Raw genomic sequence first — 20,638 nt, 5'->3', positions numbered from 1 at the left:
ATTGCCATGGACCGGGGTGGGCATCGACTGGACGCGCTCGACGTCGACCTGATCGCCCGCCTGCGCGACGAGCCGCGGATCGGGATCCTCGAACTGTCCCGGCGGGCCGGGGTGGCCCGCGCCACCGTGCAGGCGCGGTTGCGCCGGCTCGAGGAGGCCGGGATCGTCACCGGCTACGGGCCCGAGATCGATTTGCACACAGCCGGTTACCCGGTGCAGGCGTTCGTGACCCTGGAGATCGCGCAGGGCTCGCTCGGACAGTTGACGAAGGAACTCGAGGAGTTTCCCGAGGTGGTCCAGGCGTGGGCCACCACCGGCGTCGGCGACGTCCTGTGCCGGGTCGCGACCGCGTCGCACGACGACCTGCAGACCCTGCTGATCGCACTGCACCACTCGTCGACCGTTGCGCGGTCGATGTCGGTGGTGGTGCTGTCGGAGATCGTGCCGTTCCGGACGCTGCCGTTGCTCGCGAAGTCGGTCGAGCGCTAACCGAGATTCGCGGCCAGGTCCCGGTAGTAGCCGGATTGGGAGGGGAAGTAGTTCGCGAAGTCCGGCAGGGGCGTCCTGTTGCGCGCCGCGACGAGCATGTCAAGGTAGTACTCCCAGCCGGGCCCGATCTCGCTGACGGCCTCGTCGGGGACGCCGACGTGGGTGAGCGTCAACTCGGTGGTGCCGTCGGCCTCACGCAGGTCGACGGCCAGTCGCCACGCCCCGGCGTCGTCGCTGGTGGACAGCGCCAGGTGTCGCGGCGGGTCGCACGCATCGATGCGCATGTCGGTCCACGGAGCGTCCTCCTCGAACGCCATCTGCACGCGGATCGTGTTGCCGGCTCCGGGTTCTCCCTCCCACGGGCCGAACCACGCTGCGGTGCGGTCGGATTCGGTGATGCTCGCCCAGACGTCGTCGATCGGGGCGTCGAACGTGCGGGTGAGACGCAGGTCGACGCCGCCGGGCGTGCGGACGAGCGTGCCGTGCGGTTGCGGTTCCATCGGCTCTGCCTTTCGTTGTGGGGCAGGGTTCGGCCTACTCGCCTTCGCCCAGCTTGTCCTCCCCGCGACGGCGGAAGAAGCCGAACCCGGGAACCCCGATGATCGCCTGCCGCACGTCCTTGACCACCTCGAGCAGCTCGTGGATCTCCGGGGACACGGTGTCGAGCGTCGCGAGGATCGGCATGAGCGCCGCCATCCGCTCGGTCAGCTCGGGAAGCTGGTCGAGCAGGCGGACCGCGGCGTGCACCTCGTCCTCGCTGATCTCGTCGACGAACTGCGTCGCCAGCGGCGCGGCCGTCAGCGCCAGCGGTCGGTAGATCTCGAGTAGTTGGTCGGCGACAGCTGCGGACCGCGAGGCCGACGCCACCACCACTTCCGTCTCGCCCGCGACCACCGCAGTGCGATCGACCAGCGCGGCGCACGCGGCGATCACCGTGTCGGCCGCGGCGACCGCGCGGGCCGCGCCGTCGACCACGCCGGACACCTGCCGCACCAGGCCCTCGGCCTCGTCGAGCAGCGCCGACACCCGGGTGGGCAAGCCGGCGACGAAGACGGCCGTGTCCACGGACCATTGCAGGGACGACTGCGCCGCCTTCTGGACCGTCGAGACGAGTTGGAGCGGGTTGGGGAGAAGCGGCATTCTGCAATCCTGCCCGAACTTCCCGGACTGTCGGTGGTTGCTGGGAGGATCGGAGCTGTGGATGCCGAACACACCGTCGTCGATTCGCCCGTCGGGCCGCTGACGCTGGTCCGCAATCCCGAGGGTCTGTGCGGGCTGTACATGCACCTTCAGCGGCACCTGCCGGACGGTGCGCGGTTCGGTCCGCGCACCGACACCGGCTTCGACGACGTCACCTCGCAGCTCACCGAATACTTCGCCGGGGAGCGCACCGAGTTCACGGTGCCGCTCGCACCGCGCGGTACCGAGTTCCAGCAGCGGGTGTGGGCCGCGCTGCGAACCATCCCGTACGGCGAGACCTGGTCGTATCTGCAGCTCGCGGAGCATCTGGGCAACGTCGCCGCGATCCGCGCCGTCGCCGCCGCCAACGGCCGGAACCCGATCGGCATCATCGTCCCGTGTCACCGCGTGGTCGGCAGCAACGGCGCGCTCACCGGCTACGCCGGCGGGCTGGGACGCAAGCAGTTCCTGCTGGATCTGGAGAGCCCGGCCGCCGTGGGAATCCAGGATGGACTGTTCTGACGCGGATCGAACCTCACGTTCCGGCGCACCGGAGCGTCTACCCGGTGTGGGACTGAAACCGTTCGAGAACATCGTCACCGAGCACGGGCCGGTGGTACTGCGGGTGTGCCGGGCACTGCTCGGGCCCGTCGACGCCGACGACGCGTGGTCCGAGACGTTCCTGGCGGCGCTGCGGGCGTACCCCGACCTGCGGCCCGGCGCGAACGTCGAGGCGTGGCTGGTGACCATCGCGCACCGCAAGGCCGTCGACGTGCACCGCGTCCGACAACGCACGCCGGTCCCCACCGACGACCTGCCCGACCGGGCGTCGGCGCGGGATCTGCCCGGCGCGTGGAACCACGAACTGTGGGACGCCCTTGCCGATCTGCCGTTCACGCAGCGCGCCGCCGTCGTCTACCACCACCTGGCCGGACTTCCGTATGCGGAGGTCGCGGCGATCCTCGGCAACAGCACCGATGCGGCCCGCCGCGCCGCCGCCGACGGCATCGCCCGGCTCCGCCGCACCTACCCGGCCTCCACCGAACCACTCGCTCAGGAAGGAGCCGTCCGATGAGCGTCATCCCCACCCCGAGCGTGGACCCCTCGGATCTGAGCAGCCTGCACGCCCGACTCGTTACCGCCGCGGACCGCGACGGGTTGCTCGACCTCGCCTACCGGTCCGTCGACACCCCCGTCGGACGGCTGCTGCTCGTCGCCACCGACGTCGGGCTGGTCCGGGTGGCCTACCCACGGGAGGACCACGACGTGGTGCTCGCGATGCTGGCTCGGCAGGTGAGCCCGCGCATCCTGGAGGCTCCGGGACGGCTCGACGCCGCGGCCCGGCAACTCGACGAGTACTTCGCGCACCGGCGCACCCGCTTCGACGTTCCGCTGGATCTGCGCCTGTCGAGCGGTTTCCGGCGCACCGTCCTCACCCGCCTGCCCGACATCGCGTACGGCCGCACCGCCAGCTACGCGCAGGTGGCCGACGCCGCCGGCAGCCCGCGCGCGGTCCGGGCGGTCGGATCGGCCTGCGCCACCAACCCGCTGCCGCTGTTCGTGCCGTGCCACCGGGTGGTGCGCAGCGACGGCAGCATGGGCCAGTACGCGGGTGGCGTCGACACCAAGCGCGCGCTGCTGACGTTGGAGGCGGCGTGAGCGCGCTCGCGGACCGCGTCGACGCCCTCGACTGGACGCCGCTGCTCGACGAGCTCGACCGGTTCGGCGGCGCCCAGAGCGCCCGTCCGCTCCTCGATCCCGGCGAATGCCGGGAGTTGGCGGAGCTTTTCGACGACGACGCGCTGTTCCGGTCGACGGTCGACATGGCGCGGCACCGCTACGGCTCCGGCCGGTACCGGTACTTCGACTACCCGTTGCCGCCGACGATCGCCGAGATGCGGGCCCGGTTCTACGTGAAACTTCTGCCGGTCGCGCGGGAGTGGGCATGGCGGCTGGGCCGGCCGGCGCCGTGGCCCGACACCCTCGACGAGTGGCTCACCATGTGTCACGCGGCGGGGCAGCGCCGGCCCACCCCGCTGATCCTGCGCTACGGTCCGGACGACTGGAACGCGCTGCATCGGGACCTGTACGGGGAGCTGGTGTTTCCGCTGCAGGTGGTGATCGGACTCGACGCGCCCGGCGTGGACCACGAGGGCGGCGAGTTCCTGCTGGTCGAGCAGCGCGCCCGCGCCCAGTCCCGCGGCACCGCCACCGTGCTGCGGCAGGGGCACGCGTTTGTCTTCACCACCAACGACCGCCCGGTGCAGTCGGTGCGCGGCTGGTCCGCGGCCCCGATGCGGCACGGGGTCAGCACCGTCCGCGGCGGCGTCCGGCGCACGCTCGGACTGGTACTGCATGATGCGGAGTGAATCGGGGATGTACACGTTGATCGATCGGGATGGGAAGCCCTACGAGAGCGCCACTCCCGGCACTCTCGGCGGTCACCGCAAGGACCGCATCTACGGCACGCTCGACTGTCCGGGCGCGGCCCGCGCCATCGCCCGCGGCGGCTACGTGACACAGCGCGTGTTCTTTGCCGACGAGGACATCGCCGTCGCCGCCGGCTACCGGCCGTGCGCGGTGTGCCTACGAGACGAGTACGACGAATGGAAGCGATCGCACGGGAAGGGGGACCGGTAGATGTCGGCCCTGCTGCCTCGGCCCCGCCGCACCGTCGCGGACGGTGCGGTGCTGGTCCCCGACTGGCTCGACCTGGGCGAGCAACGCCGACTCGTGGAGGCGTGCCGCGACTGGGCGCGTGGGCCGGTGCCGATGCGGGCCGCGCGCCTGCCCACCGGGCACGCGATGTCGGTGCAGACCGTGTGCCTGGGCTGGCACTGGCAGCCGTACCGCTACAGCCGGATCGCCGGCGACGCGGGTGGCGGGCGGGTGCTGCCGGTACCGGAGTGGCTGGCGCAGTTGGGAAGACGTGCCGTCACCGACGCCTACGACGATCCGGCTGCGGGTGCCGCCTACGAGCCGGACGCCGCGCTGATCAACTTCTACGACGACGCCGCCCGCATGGGCATGCACCGCGACCAGGAGGAGCGGGCGGACGCCCCGGTGGTGTCGCTGAGCATCGGCGACACCTGCACCTTCCGTTTCGGCAACCCCGATACCCGCACCAAGCCGTACACCGACGTCGAACTGCAGTCGGGTGACCTGTTCGTGTTCGGCGGCCCGTCACGGTTCGCGTACCACGGTGTACCCAAAGTATTTCCGGGCACTGCCGACCCCGACTGCGGCCTCACCGCCGGTCGGCTCAACATCACGCTGCGGGTCACCGGGCTGGAGGACGAACGTTGACCGCCACGAACTTGCCGTTCCGCCCACCCTTCACCACGGCGCCCATGCTCGGCGCCTTGGCGGCGCACGCGGTGGACGGCCTCGAACGCCACGACGCCGAGAGCGGGACGCACACCCGGGTGGTGCCCGCGCCGCACGGGCCCGCGGTGGTGAGCGTCCGCTTCGCCGGGACCGACCACGTCGAGGCGGACATCCGGGCGGCGCACTCCGACGACGTCCCGCACGTCGCAGCACTGGTTCGCCGCTGGCTCGACCTCGACGCCGACCCGGACGTCGTCGACGCCGCACTCGCGCGGCAGACCCTGCTCGCGCCGCACGTCGCGGCGCGGCCCGGCCTGCGGGTACTCGGCTCCGTCGACGGCTTCGAGACGGCGGTGCTGACGGTTCTCGGTCAGCAGGTGTCGCTCTCGGCGGCAAGGACATTCGGATCCCGGTTCGTGGCGGCGTTCGGCACCCCGACCGCATTCGACGGGTTCGTCAGCTTCCCTGAACCCGAGACCTTGGCCGCACTCGATCCGGCGATCATCCAGAAGGCCGTCGGACTCACCGGTGCCCGCGCCCGCACCGTGCAGGCGCTCGCCGCGGCGGCGTCGGACGGGCTACACCTGGGGCCCGGCGCCGATCCGGTCGAGTTCCGGACCCGGCTGCTCGCGCTGCCCGGCATCGGACCGTGGACCGTGGACTACCTCTCGGTGCGGGTGCTCGGTGACCGTGACGCCTACCCGTCAGGGGATCTGGTGCTGCGCCGGGCGTTGGGCGTGAAGACGCCGCGTGAGGCTGCTGCGGCGTCGGAGCCGTGGCGGCCGTGGCGGGCCTACGCGCTGTTCCACCTGTGGACGAGCCAGGCCTTCCTGTGACGCCGCCCAGGCGGCTACCGCGGCAGCGGGCGTAACCCGATCATCGTCCGGGACGAGGCGTACACGTAGTGGCCGGGATGCGGGGCGGCGAGCATTCCGTCCGAGGCGAGCGCGTCGGGGTCGTCGTCGATTTTGCGGAACGGGGTGTCCCAGAGCGATTCCCCGGTCCCGGTGTCGACGGCGCGGATCCCGTCACCGTCGATCGTCAACAGCGACGGCCCGTCGAGTGCCGCAACGGTTCCGAACCGTTTGTCGTCATGGGTCCACAACCGTTCACCGGTACGCAGGTCGAGTCCCGACATCGTCTGCGCCCCAGGGCGCAGGATCGCGACGTCCCCCGCCACAGCGACAGCCGTACCGCGGACGGTGTCGGAGTTGTACTCGTCGGGTTCGCGCGCGGCGACGAGATCGGGACTGGTCCAGACCCGCTCGCCGGTCCGGCGGTCATACGCGCCGTCGCCGACCAGCAGTGGAAGGCTCTCGTCGGCGGGGTGATCGAACGAGAGGTTCTGGGCCCCCGCGCCTTCGGTCGACACGATGGTGCGTCCGTCGCTGCCGATGGCGTCGGACCCGGTGATCCGGTAGCCGTCGCACTCGGTGCGGAACCGGACCACGACACCACCGTCGCCGGGGACGGCCCGCGAACAGCCCTCGAGTCGCGTGGTCCACGTCGGTCGGCCACTGTCGAGATCGAAGCCGGCGACATCCGCGCCGAGGGTGAGCAGGCCCTGACCATGCGCGACGTCCAGGGCCTGGGTCAGGTCGTCCTCCCAGATCGAGCCCATCGCGAACGGCTGCGACCACTGCGCGTCCGGGTCGGCGAGGGTGCCGGCGTGCAGGCGGACGTCGTCGTCCTCGATGTTGCCCTCCGCGACATACAAGCGGTCGTCGTGGGCGGCGATAGCGAAAACCATCCAGTCCGTGGGTGTTCGGGTGATCTCGCCGGTGCGCAGATCGAATCCGACGAGGGCCGGGTCCTCCGCAAGCGGCGCCGTGAAACACACGAGGCGGCCGTCTACGGGAGCCTCCGCGCAGCCCCCGAGGTCGTCGGCCGCGCTCTGCCAGCGCACCGCACCGTTGCCGGCGTCGATCCCGAACATCTGGGGATCGGTCAGGGTCATGCCGCCGTGCGAGACGCCCACGATACTGACGACGACGTCATCAGCGGCAATGAAACCGGTACTTCCCCAGTCGAATTCGCTGCCGGTGCGGGGATCGCGGAACTCCGCGAACGCCTGTCCGTGCATCGCAGCGGCGTCCACCGACCAGCCCAGCCCCGGTGCGGCATCGTTGGTTCCGGTGATCTTGCGGGTGCCGTCGTCTCCTGCCTGCGCGACGGTGACGACGGCGCCGGTGACGGTCACGACGGCCACCGCCGCGGCCGCGAGCAGGTTACGGATCTCGCGCTTCACCTGGGCACCTCGATCCCGGGTACGAGCGCGATCGCGTCGAGCTGCTCGAACGACACCGGCACGGACGGTGAGTCCGCCTCGGACGACGCTCGGACGAGGGTCCCGGACGGGCGGGTGACGGTCACGACCCGCTGCGTCGTCGCTCTCGTCTCGGAACCGGGGTGCAGACCCATCGATGTGTAGTCGTGCTCGCTCTGTTCGACGACAGACCCGTCGGGGAGTTGTCGCACCGTGGTGCGACTGCGCTCACTCGAGGCCTCGGGTGGGGCGTCGGTCGACGGCAGTTCCTGCCCGCCGGCGATCGCGACGTCGAGCGTCGACTCCCGACCCGGTGTGGTCACCCGCACCGATTGGCACACGGCGTCGCCGCCCAGACGGGCTGGTTGCAGCGCGCCGAGCGGACGATCGAGTGTCAGGCCGTCGAGGGGCACCGCCGCCAGCATCGTGCCGAACCGTTCGGCGGTGGCGCGGTCGATGTCCGGACCCGACCGCTGCTCGACCGGGGAAGAACACGAGGCGGGCGGGGGGGCGGGACCGGGGCCGTCACGCGCAGGCCGGGCGCGGTGACGAGCACGACGAGTTCGTCGACGGTGAGCGGTACGGTCCCGCTGTTCGCCTGCCCGGAGTCCGCGACCGCGGCATCGGTGGCATAGGCCGAGACGCGGGTCCCGTCTGGCGCGTACGCACTGGCACTGCGCGACAGGGTGCGCACCCCGTTGGTCTCCGACCACGTGTCCAGGACGTCGACGACGGTGCCGTCGGCGAGCGTCCGGCGCGCGTCGAGGTATCCGGCTACGCATGCCGGGATGGCGTCGGTGCTGAGCCGAACCGCGACGGACAGGGAGCCGTTCTTCCCATCCCGCGACAGTGTCGCGTCGGCATTGGTGTTGCCGTCGTAATCCGGAGCGCCGTCCTCCGGCGCGTCCTCGCTCATGATCGGTTGGAAGATCAGCGACCGTTCGGGCGAAGCGAACGCCACCTCCACGCCGCCGGGCAGCGCGTCCCGTAGCGCCCGCGACATGGCACCGGCCTTGGGTCCGGAGAACCACGGGTAGTCGGGGTTGTCGTAACCCGAGTCGCGGTCGACCACGAACGCAGTCCACTCGCTCTCGCCCGGCCGTTCGACGACATCGCATCCGGGGATCTGCGTCGGATACGTCACCGACGGCGTGACGTACGAGTACTCGGGCCGTTCGGGTTCGGTGGTCGGTGGCGTGGTGGTCGGCAGTGCGGTCGTCAGTTCGGGCTCGGGGCTGTGCAGAAACCCCGCGACGACGACGCCGACGGCCACGACGGACACCAGTGACAGCCCGAACGTCCACGCCGCGACCGCGCGGGACGCCCCCGCCTCGTTGTCGTCGCCCAATGTCCCTCCCCTTAACAGACAGCTCCCCTGGGAAGCTGTCTATCACGGATACGGGATCAATCGGACATCAAGCCTTGGCCTCCGCTGCGGGACTGGCCGGGTTCCGATCACTCGACGCGTTTCCGTTCTGCGCGGTCCGGACGCCCTTCTCGACCCGCTCCCCGAGGTCTTTGTCGACGTTGCGCCAATAGTCGAAGGCGCGCACGAGAACCGGCTCGGTGACTCCGTTGAGCAGGTGCCCCACGATGTTCGACACCAGCCGTTCGCGGGCCGCGTCGTCGAGGACGTCGCGCACCATCGTGCCGGCCTGACCCCAGTCGTCGTCGTCCTTGCGGAGCGTGTACGCCTGGTGGACCATCTCGCCGTCGGTGTACCAGCCGGGGGACTCGCCGGACACCGAGATGTCGGCGTGCGGGCCGCCCTTCGAGTTCGGTACGTACACCGGATCGCCCGGATTGTGGTGCCGAAGTTGCCCGTCCTTGGTGTACGAGTTCCGCGGCCCGGCATGCGGCGAATTGACCGGCAACTCCTTGTAATTGGATCCGATCCGGTAGCGGTGCGCGTCCGGGTAGGAGAACCACCGACCGAGCAGCATCTTGTCGGGGCTCGGCCCGGTGCCCGGCACCGAACTGCTCGGCTCGAAGGCGGCCTGCTCGATCTCGCAGTGGTAGTCGGCCGGGTTGCGGTCCAGCTTCATGGTGCCGACGTCGATGAGCGGGTAGTCGGCGTGCGGCCACACCTTGGTGAGATCGAACGGATTGAACCGGTAGGTCTTGGCCTCCTCGTACGGCATGATCTGCATCTTCAGCGTCCAGGTGGGGTAGTCGCCGCCGTCGATGTGCTCCCACAGGTCCCGCTGGTGGTAGTCGGTGTCCATGGCGGCCATCTGGTCGCCCTCGTCCTGCGTGAAGAACTCGATGCCCTGGTCGGTCTTGAAGTGGTATTTCACCCAGAACCGCTCGCCCTGCGCGTTCACCCACATGTACGTGTGGCTCGAATACCCGTTCATGTGTCGCCACGTGCGGGGGATACCGCGGTCACCCATCAGCCATGTCACCTGGTGTGCCGACTCGGGAGACAGCGTCCAGAAGTCCCACTGCATGTCGTGATCGCGCAGATTGTTGTCGGCCCGCCGCTTCTGGGACCGGATGAAGTCCTGGAACTTCATGGGATCGCGGACGAAGAACACGGGGGTGTTGTTGCCCACCATGTCGAAATTGCCCTGCTCGGTGTAGAACTTCAGGGCGAAGCCGCGAGGGTCGCGCCACGTGTCCGGGCTGCCCCGCTCACCGGCGACGGTGGAGAATCTCGCGAGCATCTCCGTCTTCTTGCCGGGCTGGAACAGGTCCGCCTTGGTGTAGGCACTCACGTCGTTGGTGACCTCGAAAGTGCCGAACGCACCGGCGCCCTTGGCATGTGGCTGGCGTTCCGGCACGCGCTCACGGTTGAACTGGGCCATCTTCTCGATCAGGTAGTAGTCCTGGAGGAGGATCGGCCCGTCGGGTCCGACGGTCAGTGAGTGTTCGTCGCTGGGTACCGGGATACCGGAGTCGTCGGTGGTGTAGTTCGACATCTCATTCCTTCCCTACGGATCACGTTTCCGTGCGGTAGAGACGACGCCCCGAAAGTATTTGGGCTGCAGGGCATCATCGGTGGAGAGCACGTACCTGGCCGCGGCGCGGGCGAGGCGCGCCATCCATCACCTACCAGCCGACCACTTCCGGACCGATCCGTCAACCGATGCGCCGCCCCGCCGACCGTCGACGGCTCAGTTCTTCGCCTGCGCCAACTTCGACGGCCACCAGATCTTCCGGCCGATGTCGTGCGAGAGTGCCGGCACCAGCACGCTGCGTACGACGATCGTGTCGAGCAGGACGCCGAAGGCGACCGCGAAGCCCACCTCGGCGAGGAACACCAGCGGCAGCACCCCGAGGACCGCGAACGTGCCCGCCAGCACGATGCCCGCCGACGTGATGACGCCGCCGGTCACGGCGAGGCCGCGCAGCACGCCCGACCGGGTGCCGTGCGTGAGCGTCTCCTCCCGGACACGAGTCATGAGGAAGATGTTGTAGTCGATGCCGAGCGCGACCAGGAACACGAACGCGAACAGCGGGAACGACTGGTCTGCACCCGCGAAATGGAACACGTGCGTGAAGAAGAATCCGCACACGCCCAGGGTCGCGGCGAAGCTCAGCACGACTGTCGCGATCAGGATCAGCGGCGTCAGCAGCGCCCGCAGCAGCACCGCGAGCACGATGAAGATCACGACGAGCACGATCGGGATGATCAGGTTCCGGTCGTGCACCGACGCGGTCTGTACGTCGAGCGTCGCGGCCGAGCTACCGCCGACGAGTGCATCCGCGCCCGGCACCGCGTGCAGGGTGTCGCGCAGGCGCTCCACGGTCTCCAGGGCTTCCGGCGAATCGTACGAATCGGCCAGTGCCACATTGACGATGGTCCGACCGTCGATCGGCGCGACGTTCAGCAGCGACGGCGGGCAGCCGGGCGGGAGCTGCTGCGCATTGCCACCGGAGTTCTGCAGCAGCGCCTTGACCTTCTCGATGTCGACCTGCACGCACACCGAGCCCGGGCCCTGCCGCACACCCTCGACTCCACTCGCGGCAGCGATGACGGCGTCGACGGTGGACGCGTTCGTGGCGACGACGGCGGGCGCCCCGGCACCCTGGTCGAAGTTCGCGTCGTAGAGTGCCTGCCCGCGGACGGCGTCGGGCTCGTTGGTGAAGTTCTCGGTGGCGGTGAGGCCGGAGGTCTGCAGGCTGCCGATGCCGACCGCGAACAGCACCGCCAGCAGGACGGTGGCGCCGATCCACGCGGGCCGGTCCCGGCGCCCCACCACGTCCGCGATCCGCCCCCACAGCCCGTGTGTCGCAAGGTCTGTCGCACCGTCGGTCCGGGGCTTGCGCGGCCAGAACACCCACCGGCCGACTGCGGACAACACCACGGGCAGGAAGGTCATCATCACCACGTACGTGCACGCGATGCCGATCGCGGCGACCGGGCCGAGGCTCTTGTTCGAGTTCAGTTGCGAGAAGCCCAGGCACAGCAGGCCGAGGATCACGGTCACCGCGGAGGCGGTGATCGCCGGCGCGGACTCCCGCCATGCCTTGATCATCGCGTCGAAGCGATTGTCGTGAAAGTGCAGTTCCTCCCGATATCGCGCTATCAGCAGCAGCGCGTAGTCGGTGCCGGCACCGATCACCAGCACGAACAGGATGCCCTGGCTCTGTCCGGTGAGGGTGAGAATCTCGTGGTCGGCGAGGACGTAGATCACCATCGACGACAACCCCAGCGCGAGCAGGGCCGAGAACAGCGGGAAGAACCACAGGATCGGCGACCGGTACACCACCAAGAGGATCAGGATCACCACCAGCAGCGCGACACCGAGCAGCGTGCTGTCGAGGCCTTCGAACGCGTCGATGAACGCCACCAGCAGGCCGCCGGGGCCCGCGGGCAACACCTCGAGATCCGACGGCACCGCGTTCTGCGCCGCGTCGATGACGTCCTGTTCCGCGGCCGCGAGGTCGTTGCCCTGGACGGTCGCTCCGTCCTGCTTCGCGATCAACGGCACGAACACCGACGCGGTGGTGCCGTCCGTCGAGATCTGCGTGGGCGTCACGCCGTCGGCGTCCACGCCCTCCACCGACGCCATCGAGATCCGCGCCTGGTCGATCGCGGCCTTGTCGGCGTCCGTCAACCCGCTGTCGCGGTGGAACACCACGGCACCCGGAATGGTCTCCACCTTCAGGAATTTCGCGCTCTCGTTCGCGACGATCGTCGACTCCGCCGATCCGGGTAGATAGGACGCGTTGTCGTTCTTCTGCACCTCGGCGAGCTTGCCCTGGAACGAACCGCCCAGTCCGCCCAGGAAGAAGGCGACGATCGCGATCGCGACGACCGTGAACACCGGCCAACCGCGGCGCACGCGCGTCACCGTGCCGGGCGGCGTGTCACCGGAGGACTCCACTCGTGTCATCGGTGCTCCTCGTGCGAGATCGCGGCCGGACAACCAATGCAGACCAGTACAACACGCCATCTCGCCGGCGGTGGCCGATCACCACATCGAAGGCGGGACGCGTGTGCGGATGCCGGACACTCAGCGCAGTTTGATGCTGCCGCCGTCGACCATGAGTGTCTGTCCGGTGATGTACGACGCGTCGGCGCTGGCGAGGAACACCGCGACCCGTCCGATGTCGGATTCGGGATCACCGAAGCGGTGCAGCGGGGTTCGGGACAGCAGCGCTTCCTCGATGCCGGGATTGGCCGCGATGTAGGCCTCGACGCCCTCGGTGAGAGCCAACGGCGAAATCAGGTTGACGTTGATGTTGTCGGCCGCCCACTCGTTGGCCGCGACGCGGGAGATGGCGCGGATGGCTTCCTTGGCCGCCGCGTACGACGCCTGGTTCACCTGGCCGTCGATTCCGGCGCCCGACGCGAAGTTGATCACCGAGCCCTCGTGGGCCTTCAACTGCTCGTAGCACGCCTTCATCAGCCAGAAGGTGGGATAGAAGCCGGTGCCGAAGGACAGGTCCATCATCTCCTGGGTGGTCTGCAGCAGGGGTGCCTGCCGGGACGCGTGGGCGTTGTTGACGAGCACGTCCACCGAGCCGAACGCGTCCACGGCGGCCGCGCAGATCTGGGCGGCACTCGCCTCCTTCGAGATGTCGGCGGCGAGATAGCGGACCGAATCGCCGAGTTCCGACGCGAGCGCGTTGCCCGCCTCGTCGTTGATGTCGACGACCAGAACCTTGGCGCCTTCCTTCGTGAACGCCCGCGTGATCCCTCGTCCGATACCCCCGGCGCCTCCGGTGACGATCGCGACCTTTCCGTCAAGTCTCATGATTTACTCCGATGCGATTGTGATCGTTGAAGTTTCGTCGTACCGACCTGCGGCCTCGACGATACGGATGTGCGTCCTCTCGAGGTAGCCGGGTGGAGGTGGAGGACGGCAGCGCGCCGCGGCGCTAGTCTCGGGGTGTGAACGGCGGCACGATCCTGAACTTTGTTCTGGTGGTTGTGTTCATCCTGATCGGCGGCGTGTTCGCGGCCACCGAGATCGCACTCGTGTCGCTGCGGGAAGGGCAGCTCCGCGCGCTGGAACAGCACGGGCGGCGGGGTGAGCGTGCGGCCGCGCTCGCGCGGAATCCGAACCGCTTCCTGTCGTCCGTGCAGATCGGAGTCACCGTCGCCGGGTTCTTCTCGGCCGCCTACGGGGCATCCACACTCGCCCCGAACTTCTCGCCCACGCTGCGGCACTGGGGTCTGTCGGCCGGGACGGCGGACGTGGTGGCGCTCGTCGCGACCACCCTGGTGATCTCGTACCTGTCGCTGGTGCTGGGTGAGCTCGTCCCCAAACGCATTGCGCTGCAGAGCGCAACCGGTGTCGCGCTGGTGACCGCGCCGCCGCTCGACCGGTTCGCCCGACTCGTCCGACCCGTCATCTGGCTGCTCTCGCTGTCCACGAACGCTCTGGTGCGGATCCTCGGCGGCGATCCCGGACGTAAGGGGGAGGAGATCACCCACGAGGAACTGCGCGAGCTGGTGACCGGGCACAGCGCGGTCGCCGAGGAGGAGCGCCGGGTGCTCACGGAGGTGTTCGACGCGGCCCGGCGATCGCTCGTCGAGGTGATGCGCCCGCGCACCGACGTGGACTTCCTCGGCGCAGACACCCCGGTGCGGCGGGCTCGCGGCGACGCGCTGGCACTCGGCCACAGCCGCTACCCGGTGTGCGCGGAGACCCTCGACGACGTCGCCGGTTTCGTGCACCTACGGGACCTGTTGCTCGCGCGCGGCGGCGAGGCGCAGACTGTGGGCGACCTGGCCCGGCCGCTGCTGCGTCTGCCCGGGTCGAAACCGGCGCTCGCCGCCCTCGCCGTGATGCGCCAGGACAATTCGCAGATAGCGCTCGTCGTCGACGAGTACGGCGGCACCGCCGGCATCGTGACGGTCGAGGACATCGTCGAAGAGGTCGTCGGAGAGATCGGTGACGAGTTCGACCCCGAGCCGCGAGTCGCCGACACCGAGCGGTCCCGGGTCGACGGCCGGTTGCTCGTCGACGACTTCGAGCGGGACACGGGTACGGCGCTTCCCCAGGGTCCGTACGAGACGATCGCGGGCTTCGTGCAGCATCGACTGCAACGACTGCCCCGACTCGGCGACCGCGTCGACGTCGACGGGTTCCACCTCACCGTCGAGGCGCTCGACGGCCGCCGGATATCCACCGTAACGGTGACGCCGATCAGGTGACGGGCGCGCCCAACCCGTGGGAGAGGTGGCGTTCGTGATCGCCGCGTGGCTGTTCCTGCTCCCGAAGAAGCGACTCGTCCCGGTACAGCACGACACCATCCGGGGCGGTGCGGCGGAGCCGCGTCAGTCCTCCGGCTCGGCGTAACACTCTCGCACCTCGACCTCCATCGGGAACCGAACTGCTGTGTCGCCGAACAGCAGTCGCGTCGCCGACGCCGCCGAAGCGAGAACGTGCGCGGCCGCCGCGTCGGGACGGCGGGTGTGCACCATCACCTCGTCGTGCTGGAAGAACACCAACTCGCCGTCACCCGGAGCGGCGGACAGGCGCCGGCGCAGATCTGCCAGCAGACACAGCGCCCACTCGGCGGCGGTGGCCTGCACGACGAAGTTGCGGGTGAACCGGCCACGCGCGTGGGTGTCGCCGTTGGACCACCACGAGTCCGACGGTGGCGGGCAGGCGCGGCCGAGCCACGAGTGCACCACCTCGCCGCGCTCACCTGCCCGGGCCGCGTCCTCGACGAGTTGCACCGCGACGGGAAAGCGCTTGCGCAGCAGTGTCAGGAGCGCGCGGGCCTCGCCGGCCGTGGCGCCGTAGAGGACACCGAGGATCGCGATCTTGGCCTTGGCGCGGTCTCCGGCGAAGACCTCGGCCGCGACGAGGGCGTACAGGTCGTCGGTGCCGGCCGCCGCGGTCATCCGTGGATCGCCGGACATCGCCGCGAGGATGCGCGGCTCGAGCTGGCCGGCGTCGGCGATCACGAAGGTGTGTCCGGGATCGGCGATGACGCTCGTGCGCAACGCCTTCGGGATCTGCAGCGCGCCGCCGCCGCGGCTGGCCCAGCGGCCGGACACCACCCCGCCCGGCACGTACACGGGCCGGAACCTGTTGCCGCGCACCCACGAATCCAGCCACGTCCAGCCGTTGGCGGCGTGCAGCTTCGCCAGGTCGCGATAGCGCAGCAGCGGTTCGACGGCCGGGTGGTCGATCTCCCGCAGCAGATACTTGCGCGTGGACGCCAGTTCGATGCCCTCGCGTGCGAACGCCGCGACCACCTCGGGTTGCGACGCCGGATTGACCTGACGCCCGAACGCCGCCGACACCTCGTCGGCCACCTGGTGCAGGCGGACGGGCAGCATGTCGTCCCGAGTGCGCGGGCCGAGCGCGTCGGCGAGCAGCGCCAGATGGGCGTCGGTGGAGAACGGCAGCCCGTCGTGGCTCATCTCGGCGGCCGCGAGCCCACCGGCCGACTCCGCGGCCACCAGCAGGCGCAAGCGTGGATCGTCCGCGATGGCCGCGAGCTGGCGGCGGTGCCGCTCGATCACCACGTCGGGCGCGGTGGACGCGACCGCGTCGAACAGTCCGGGACGGTCGTCGACGGGCATCTCGGGTGCGGGTGCGAGCCGCCCGGCGCGCATGTCGAGCAGCGCGCCGGTCAGCCGCAGGTCGTGGCTGCGCTGTACGCGCACACCCTCCGCGAGCAGCGGCGGGCACGCACGTGCGGAGTCCTCGAACACCCAGCGCGGATGCTCGGCCGCCTCGATCTCCCGGACCGTCGCCGCGACGTCTGCCGTGCGGCGCGGCGCCTCCACCGGAGCGCCGGACTCGTCGGTCCGGACCAGCGTGGCACCGTCGCTGTCGGATACCAGCACCGTTCTCACGGCGTCCAGTGTGCGCGACGGCACCGACACGAGCGTGTCGGGCCGGCGGGCGGCGGTGGAGCGGATCCCGGCCGAGCCGGTGTGGCTGCCGCTCCCCGCGCGGCGATAGGCTGACTAGCCCCGAGCACGTGTCGCTCGACCGGCTCAGCGCATCCGGCTGGACACATTCGAAAGTGGGAGGTTCCCGTGGCTGGTGGTCTCGTCGCCCTGCTGGACGACGTCGCAGCGATCGCGAAAGCGGCCGCGGCATCCATCGACGACGTCGGCGCCGCGGCCGGCAAGGCGAGCATCAAGGCGGCCGGGGTGGTCGTGGACGACACCGCTGTCACGCCCCGCTACGTCCACGGCTTCTCGCCGAAGCGGGAACTGCCGATCATCCGGAAGATCGCGATCGGATCGATCCGGAACAAGCTTCTGATCATCCTCCCGGTGGCGATGATTCTCAGCCAGTTCCTGCCGGCGGCGCTGCCCTATCTGTTGATCGCCGGTGGTCTCTTCCTCTGCTACGAGGGCGCCGAGAAGGTGTACGAGGCACTCACCGGCGGCCACCACGAGGACGAGGACGCGCCGGCGCTGCAGGACGGGCCCGAACGTGAGAAGGCGATGGTCAGCAGTGCCATCCGCACCGACCTGATCCTGTCCGCCGAGATCATGGTGATCTCCCTGTCGTCGGTAGAGGACGAACCGTTCCTCACCCGGCTGATGGTTCTGATCGTCGTCGCGATCCTGATCACCATCCTCGTGTACGGCGTCGTCGCCGTCATCGTGAAGATGGACGACGTGGGTCTCGCGCTCGCCCAGCGCAAGTCGACGCTCAGTCAGCGGATCGGCCGCGGCCTCGTCGCCGCGATGCCGAAGGTGATGGCGGTGCTCACCGTGGTCGGCATCGCGGCGATGCTGTGGGTGGGCGGCCACATCCTGCTGGTCAACGTCGGCGAGGCCGGATTCCACTGGCCGGCCGACCGTCTGCACGACCTCGAGCACTGGTTCGGCGAACTCGTGCACGGCGGCTTCGGCGGCGTCCTGTCGTGGACCGCGGGAACGGTGGCGTCCGCCGTCGTCGGACTGATCCTGGGCGCGATCGTCGTGCTGATCGCGCACCTGATTCCGAAGCGGAAGAAGGACACGACGGCGCACTGAGGCGGTATCACCGCCCCAGGGAGAGCATCGCGGCCGCCACCCCGTCGGCGGCCGTATCGGGGATCGCGGTCGCCGCATCTTCCATCACGAGTAGCCGCGCGCCGGGGATCTCTCGTGCGCACGCCTTACCGTTGCCGAGGGGAAAGAACGGGTCGTGCCTGCCGTGCACCACGAGTGTCGGGATCGTGAGTTCGGGCAGGCGTTCGCGCCAGCGCGGCTTGCAGTCGAGCTTGGAGAACACCATTCCCAGCTGGTTGGCCATCTGGATCGCCGGTTCGGTGCTCTGCGTGCGGTCCCAGATGCGTTCGGCGCTCACGCGAGCGGCGGCGGGGTCGTCGCCGAGGATCTCGGCGCCGGCGGCGGCGAATTCCGCCACGGCGGCGCGGTCGGTCCAGTCCGGCATCGGATGTGAGAACAGCCGGCCCATGGTTGCGTCGTCATGGTCGGGCAGATCGTCGTCGACCGGCCCCGGAGCGACAGGCCGCGTTCCGACGAGCGTGAGTGCGCCGAAAGCGTCCGCATGATCGAGCGCGGCTACCTGGGCCACCATTCCGCCGACACCGATGCCCGCCAGATGCGCCGGCCTCGAGTCGAGTTCGTGGGCGAGCGCCGCGGCGTCCGCGGCCAGGTCGCGCAGGGTGTAGGCCGGCTTCTCGGGATCGACGGTGGTCGACGCACCGGAATCGCGCAGGTCGTACCGGACGACGTGGTGCCCGCCGCGAGCGAGTGCGGTGCACAGCGCGTCGGGCCACGAGAACATGGTGGTTCCGCCCGTGAGCAGAATCAGCGGTGCTGTCGGATCCCCGAAGTGCTCCACCCCGAGTGAGACGCCGTTGGCGTCGATCGCTTCCCATCCCTTTGCCACAGGGATTCTCCCCTCGTCAGATACTGCGCTTGCACAGATAGACCCGACTCGGAGGGGAAAACCATCGGGCTCCACAGGGAATTGGAGCCAGTTGAACGCAGGCTATGTGGTGGCCCCCTCGACTGTGGTGGTCGAGAATCTGCGCGCGACGTTCTCCTCCGTCGACGGTCCGGGCGCCCAGGACGCGATCCACGGCCCGGTGCCCTCCGACTGGTCGAGGACTCCGGCCTCGAGCCACGTGTACTCGCCGCCGAGCACGCCGCGCGAGATCCGATGGTCGGTGTCGTCGGTGTTCTCCCACAGCGCCGCGAACAGCCGCTCGATCCGTAGCCGCGCCTGCCGGCAGAACGCGTCGGCGAGGTCGATGGCGGCTGTGCCGCGCTCCGGGTCATCGGCGCGCTCCATGTCCGCGCGCACGCAGGCCGCCGACATCGCGAACAGCTCGGCACCGATGTCGACGACGCGCCCGAGGAACGACTGGTGCTTCTCCATACCGGCCTGCCAGCGCGCCATACCGTAGAACGTGGAGCGCGCGAGCCTGCGGGCACCCCGCTCGACGAATCGCAGATGCGTTGCCAGAGAGCCGAATTCGCTGTACGACGTGGGCAGCTGGCCCTTGCCGGAGACGAGGTGGGGCAGCCAGCGGGCGTAGAAGCCGCCGGCGCCGAGGGCGGCCTTCGCCTTGCGTTGGATGTCCGCCTCGGGATCTGCCAGGGCGCCCGCCGCGGCCAGGTGCGCGTCGACGGCCTCGCGCGCGATGAGCAGACGCATGATCTCGCTCGACCCCTCGAAGATCCGGTTGATCCGCAGATCGCGCAGCAACTGCTCCACCGGCACCGCCCGCTCGCCACGCGCCGCGAGCGACGCGGCCGTCTCGTAACCGCGTCCGCCGCGGATCTGTACGAGGTCGTCGGCGATCTGCCACGCCATCTCGCTCGACCACAGCTTGGCCAGCGCGGCCTCGATGCGGATGTCGTTGCGTCCCTCGTCGGCCATCCGCCCGGTCAGCTCGAGCACCGCCTCGAGCGCGTACGTGGTGGCCGCGATGAACGAGATCTTGGCCTCGACCGCACCGTGTTCGCCGACGGGCCGACCCCACTGCACCCGCTCGGCCGACCACTCGCGCGCGATCTTGAGGGACCACTTGCCGGCCGCCGCGCACATCGCGGGGATCGCCAGCCTTCCGGCATTGAGCGTGGTCAACGCGATCTTCAGGCCGTCACCCTCGCGTCCGACGAGGTTCTCGGCCGGGACCCGTACCCGGTTCAGCCGGGTGACGCCGTTCTCGATGCCGCGCAGCCCCATGAACGCGTTGCGGCGCTCGACGGTGATTCCGGGGGCGTCCGCCTCCACCACGAACGCGCTGATCCCGCCGCGCTTGCCCTCCCGGCGCGGAACCCGCGCCATCACCACCAGCAACTCGGCCACGACGCCGTTGGTGGTCCAGAGTTTGACGCCGTCGAGGATGTACGCGGAACCGTCCTCCGTGGGGGTGGCGGTGGATGCGAGACGGGCCGGGTCGGATCCGACGTCGGGCTCGGTGAGGAGGAACGCCGAGATCGCGCCCTTCGCGCAGCGCGGCAGGAACTTCTTCTTCTGCTCTTCGGTGCCGGCCAGCTTCAGTGGTTCCGGCACACCGATCGACTGGTGCGCCGACAGCAACGCGCCGAGGCTCCCGTGTACCGACGACACCACCATCAGCGCGCGGTTGTAGGCGACCTGGGACAGTCCGAGCCCGCCGTACTCGACCGGCACCTTGAGCCCGAAGCAACCGAGTTCGGCCAACCCGGCGACGTACTCGTCGGGGATGCGGGCGTCCCGCTCGATCACCGACCCGTCGATCCCCCGGCAGTACCGCTCGAGGTCGGCGAGGAAGACGTCGGTTCGCGCGGCCTCGTCGGGGGCGGGCCGGGGGAAGGGATGGACGAGGTCGAGCGGGAATCGCCCGAGGAACAGTTCCTTGGCGAAGGACGGTTTCTCCCAGCCGCTCTCGCGGGCCTCCTCGGCGACCGCGCGGGCCTGTTCCTCCGTCACCTGGGTCGGTGTCACCGTGATCCGCCTCCTCGAAGAGAGCGATCGAAGAACCTAGCGAACAAGCTAC

Annotated in this window: 21 protein-coding genes; 10 read left to right on the top strand and 11 right to left on the bottom strand. The window is 69.7% G+C overall.

The window, feature by feature from the left end:
- Positions 1 to 6: 6 nt before the first annotated feature.
- Positions 7 to 489 (top strand): Lrp/AsnC family transcriptional regulator, encoded by a 483-nt coding sequence (locus A6I89_RS10110; RefSeq protein ID WP_013417499.1) that lies wholly within the window; start codon positions 7 to 9, stop codon positions 487 to 489.
- On the opposite strand, the gene A6I89_RS10105 is transcribed toward A6I89_RS10110, so the two are convergent.
- Both A6I89_RS10105 and A6I89_RS10100 read right to left on the bottom strand, forming a co-directional pair.
- Positions 486 to 989 (bottom strand): SRPBCC family protein, encoded by a 504-nt coding sequence (locus A6I89_RS10105; RefSeq protein WP_022598392.1) that lies wholly within the window; start codon positions 987 to 989, stop codon positions 486 to 488. The two genes, A6I89_RS10110 and A6I89_RS10105, sit on opposite strands and share 4 nt — an antisense overlap.
- A 34-nt stretch (positions 990 to 1,023) precedes the next feature.
- Entirely contained in the window at positions 1,024 to 1,629 is a 606-nt protein-coding gene (locus tag A6I89_RS10100; RefSeq protein ID WP_022598390.1) for a hypothetical protein, read from the bottom strand.
- A gap of 57 nt (positions 1,630 to 1,686) precedes the next feature.
- On the opposite strand from A6I89_RS10100, the gene A6I89_RS10095 reads away from it, so the two are divergent.
- The 7 genes from A6I89_RS10095 to A6I89_RS10065 are packed head-to-tail and all read left to right on the top strand — an operon-like array spanning position 1,687 to position 5,831.
- Entirely contained in the window at positions 1,687 to 2,190 is a 504-nt protein-coding gene (locus A6I89_RS10095) for a methylated-DNA--[protein]-cysteine S-methyltransferase (RefSeq protein WP_013417496.1), read from the top strand.
- A 46-nt stretch (positions 2,191 to 2,236) separates the two neighbouring features.
- Positions 2,237 to 2,743: an RNA polymerase sigma factor gene (locus tag A6I89_RS10090; RefSeq protein WP_022598388.1), complete on the top strand. Its 507-nt coding sequence runs from the start codon at positions 2,237 to 2,239 to the stop codon at positions 2,741 to 2,743.
- Entirely contained in the window at positions 2,740 to 3,327 is a 588-nt protein-coding gene (locus tag A6I89_RS10085; protein WP_022598386.1) for a methylated-DNA--[protein]-cysteine S-methyltransferase, read from the top strand. The genes A6I89_RS10090 and A6I89_RS10085 overlap by 4 nt, the downstream gene beginning before the upstream one ends.
- Complete coding sequence (locus A6I89_RS10080) at positions 3,324 to 4,037, top strand: 2OG-Fe(II) oxygenase (RefSeq protein ID WP_022598384.1); 714 nt, start codon at positions 3,324 to 3,326, stop codon at positions 4,035 to 4,037. The genes A6I89_RS10085 and A6I89_RS10080 overlap by 4 nt, the downstream gene beginning before the upstream one ends.
- 7 nt (positions 4,038 to 4,044) lie before the next feature.
- Positions 4,045 to 4,308, top strand: coding sequence for a hypothetical protein (locus tag A6I89_RS10075; RefSeq protein ID WP_022598382.1), 264 nt, complete (start codon positions 4,045 to 4,047; stop codon positions 4,306 to 4,308).
- Positions 4,309 to 4,974 (top strand): alpha-ketoglutarate-dependent dioxygenase AlkB family protein, encoded by a 666-nt coding sequence (locus A6I89_RS10070; RefSeq protein WP_022598381.1) that lies wholly within the window; start codon positions 4,309 to 4,311, stop codon positions 4,972 to 4,974. It abuts the gene before it with no gap.
- Complete coding sequence (locus A6I89_RS10065) at positions 4,971 to 5,831, top strand: DNA-3-methyladenine glycosylase family protein (RefSeq protein WP_022598379.1); 861 nt, start codon at positions 4,971 to 4,973, stop codon at positions 5,829 to 5,831. Before A6I89_RS10070 ends, A6I89_RS10065 begins: the two co-directional genes overlap by 4 nt.
- A gap of 14 nt (positions 5,832 to 5,845) precedes the next feature.
- On the opposite strand, the gene A6I89_RS10060 is transcribed toward A6I89_RS10065, so the two are convergent.
- The 6 genes from A6I89_RS10060 to A6I89_RS10040 all read right to left on the bottom strand — a co-directional run bounded on the left by A6I89_RS10060 (position 5,846) and on the right by A6I89_RS10040 (position 13,467).
- Entirely contained in the window at positions 5,846 to 7,243 is a 1,398-nt protein-coding gene (locus tag A6I89_RS10060; protein ID WP_022598378.1) for an outer membrane protein assembly factor BamB family protein, read from the bottom strand.
- A complete protein-coding gene (locus A6I89_RS24845) occupies positions 7,240 to 7,674 on the bottom strand; it encodes a hypothetical protein (RefSeq protein WP_232244817.1) in 435 nt (144 codons plus the stop codon). The genes A6I89_RS10060 and A6I89_RS24845 overlap by 4 nt, the downstream gene beginning before the upstream one ends.
- A complete protein-coding gene (locus tag A6I89_RS10055; RefSeq protein WP_232244816.1) occupies positions 7,656 to 8,609 on the bottom strand; it encodes a hypothetical protein in 954 nt (317 codons plus the stop codon). Before A6I89_RS10055 ends, A6I89_RS24845 begins: the two co-directional genes overlap by 19 nt.
- Before the next feature lie 67 nt (positions 8,610 to 8,676).
- A complete protein-coding gene (locus A6I89_RS10050; RefSeq protein ID WP_022598377.1) occupies positions 8,677 to 10,182 on the bottom strand; it encodes a catalase in 1,506 nt (501 codons plus the stop codon).
- 195 nt (positions 10,183 to 10,377) lie between these two features.
- The gene (locus A6I89_RS10045) at positions 10,378 to 12,603 is read right to left on the bottom strand and encodes an MMPL family transporter (protein WP_005517026.1); all 2,226 of its coding nucleotides are present in this window, start codon (positions 12,601 to 12,603) and stop codon (positions 10,378 to 10,380) included.
- 120 nt (positions 12,604 to 12,723) lie between these two features.
- A complete protein-coding gene (locus tag A6I89_RS10040; protein ID WP_013417485.1) occupies positions 12,724 to 13,467 on the bottom strand; it encodes an SDR family NAD(P)-dependent oxidoreductase in 744 nt (247 codons plus the stop codon).
- 137 nt (positions 13,468 to 13,604) lie between these two features.
- Here A6I89_RS10040 and A6I89_RS10035 point away from each other — a divergent pair, with 137 nt between their 5' ends.
- On the top strand, positions 13,605 to 14,873 hold the full coding sequence (locus tag A6I89_RS10035; RefSeq protein ID WP_013417484.1) for a hemolysin family protein: 1,269 nt from the start codon (positions 13,605 to 13,607) through the stop codon (positions 14,871 to 14,873).
- 123 nt (positions 14,874 to 14,996) lie between these two features.
- On the opposite strand, the gene A6I89_RS10030 is transcribed toward A6I89_RS10035, so the two are convergent.
- A complete protein-coding gene (locus tag A6I89_RS10030; protein ID WP_172504544.1) occupies positions 14,997 to 16,532 on the bottom strand; it encodes a bifunctional 3'-5' exonuclease/DNA polymerase in 1,536 nt (511 codons plus the stop codon).
- Between the two features lie 186 nt (positions 16,533 to 16,718).
- Here A6I89_RS10030 and A6I89_RS10025 point away from each other — a divergent pair, with 186 nt between their 5' ends.
- On the top strand, positions 16,719 to 17,672 hold the full coding sequence (locus tag A6I89_RS10025) for a DUF808 domain-containing protein (protein ID WP_022598372.1): 954 nt from the start codon (positions 16,719 to 16,721) through the stop codon (positions 17,670 to 17,672).
- Between the two features lie 7 nt (positions 17,673 to 17,679).
- Here A6I89_RS10025 and A6I89_RS10020 read toward each other — a convergent pair whose 3' ends face one another.
- Together A6I89_RS10020 and A6I89_RS10015 are read right to left on the bottom strand one after the other, a co-directional pair.
- On the bottom strand, positions 17,680 to 18,537 hold the full coding sequence (locus tag A6I89_RS10020; RefSeq protein WP_022598371.1) for an alpha/beta fold hydrolase: 858 nt from the start codon (positions 18,535 to 18,537) through the stop codon (positions 17,680 to 17,682).
- Positions 18,538 to 18,639: 102 nt separating this feature from the next.
- Entirely contained in the window at positions 18,640 to 20,586 is a 1,947-nt protein-coding gene (locus A6I89_RS10015) for an acyl-CoA dehydrogenase family protein (RefSeq protein WP_022598369.1), read from the bottom strand.
- Positions 20,587 to 20,638 lie beyond the last annotated feature (52 nt).

It is taken from the genome of Prescottella equi (genome assembly GCF_002094305.1).
In the GTDB taxonomy this organism is placed as follows: Bacteria; Actinomycetota; Actinomycetes; order Mycobacteriales; family Mycobacteriaceae; genus Prescottella; species Prescottella equi.
This window is presented reverse-complemented; position numbering and strand designations above follow the sequence as displayed.

What these genes read in the sequence shown, in the direction of transcription:
- A6I89_RS10110 (WP_013417499.1), top strand. Translation starts at nt 7, where the DNA reads ATGGACCGGGGTGGGCATCGACTGGACGCGCTCGACGTCGACCTGATC.
- A6I89_RS10105 (WP_022598392.1), bottom strand. Translation starts at nt 989, where the DNA reads ATGGAACCGCAACCGCACGGCACGCTCGTCCGCACGCCCGGCGGCGTC.
- A6I89_RS10100 (WP_022598390.1), bottom strand. Translation starts at nt 1,629, where the DNA reads ATGCCGCTTCTCCCCAACCCGCTCCAACTCGTCTCGACGGTCCAGAAG.
- A6I89_RS10085 (WP_022598386.1), top strand. Translation starts at nt 2,740, where the DNA reads ATGAGCGTCATCCCCACCCCGAGCGTGGACCCCTCGGATCTGAGCAGC.
- A6I89_RS10075 (WP_022598382.1), top strand. Translation starts at nt 4,045, where the DNA reads ATGTACACGTTGATCGATCGGGATGGGAAGCCCTACGAGAGCGCCACT.
- A6I89_RS10070 (WP_022598381.1), top strand. Translation starts at nt 4,309, where the DNA reads ATGTCGGCCCTGCTGCCTCGGCCCCGCCGCACCGTCGCGGACGGTGCG.
- A6I89_RS10050 (WP_022598377.1), bottom strand. Translation starts at nt 10,182, where the DNA reads ATGTCGAACTACACCACCGACGACTCCGGTATCCCGGTACCCAGCGAC.
- A6I89_RS10045 (WP_005517026.1), bottom strand. Translation starts at nt 12,603, where the DNA reads ATGACACGAGTGGAGTCCTCCGGTGACACGCCGCCCGGCACGGTGACG.
- A6I89_RS10040 (WP_013417485.1), bottom strand. Translation starts at nt 13,467, where the DNA reads ATGAGACTTGACGGAAAGGTCGCGATCGTCACCGGAGGCGCCGGGGGT.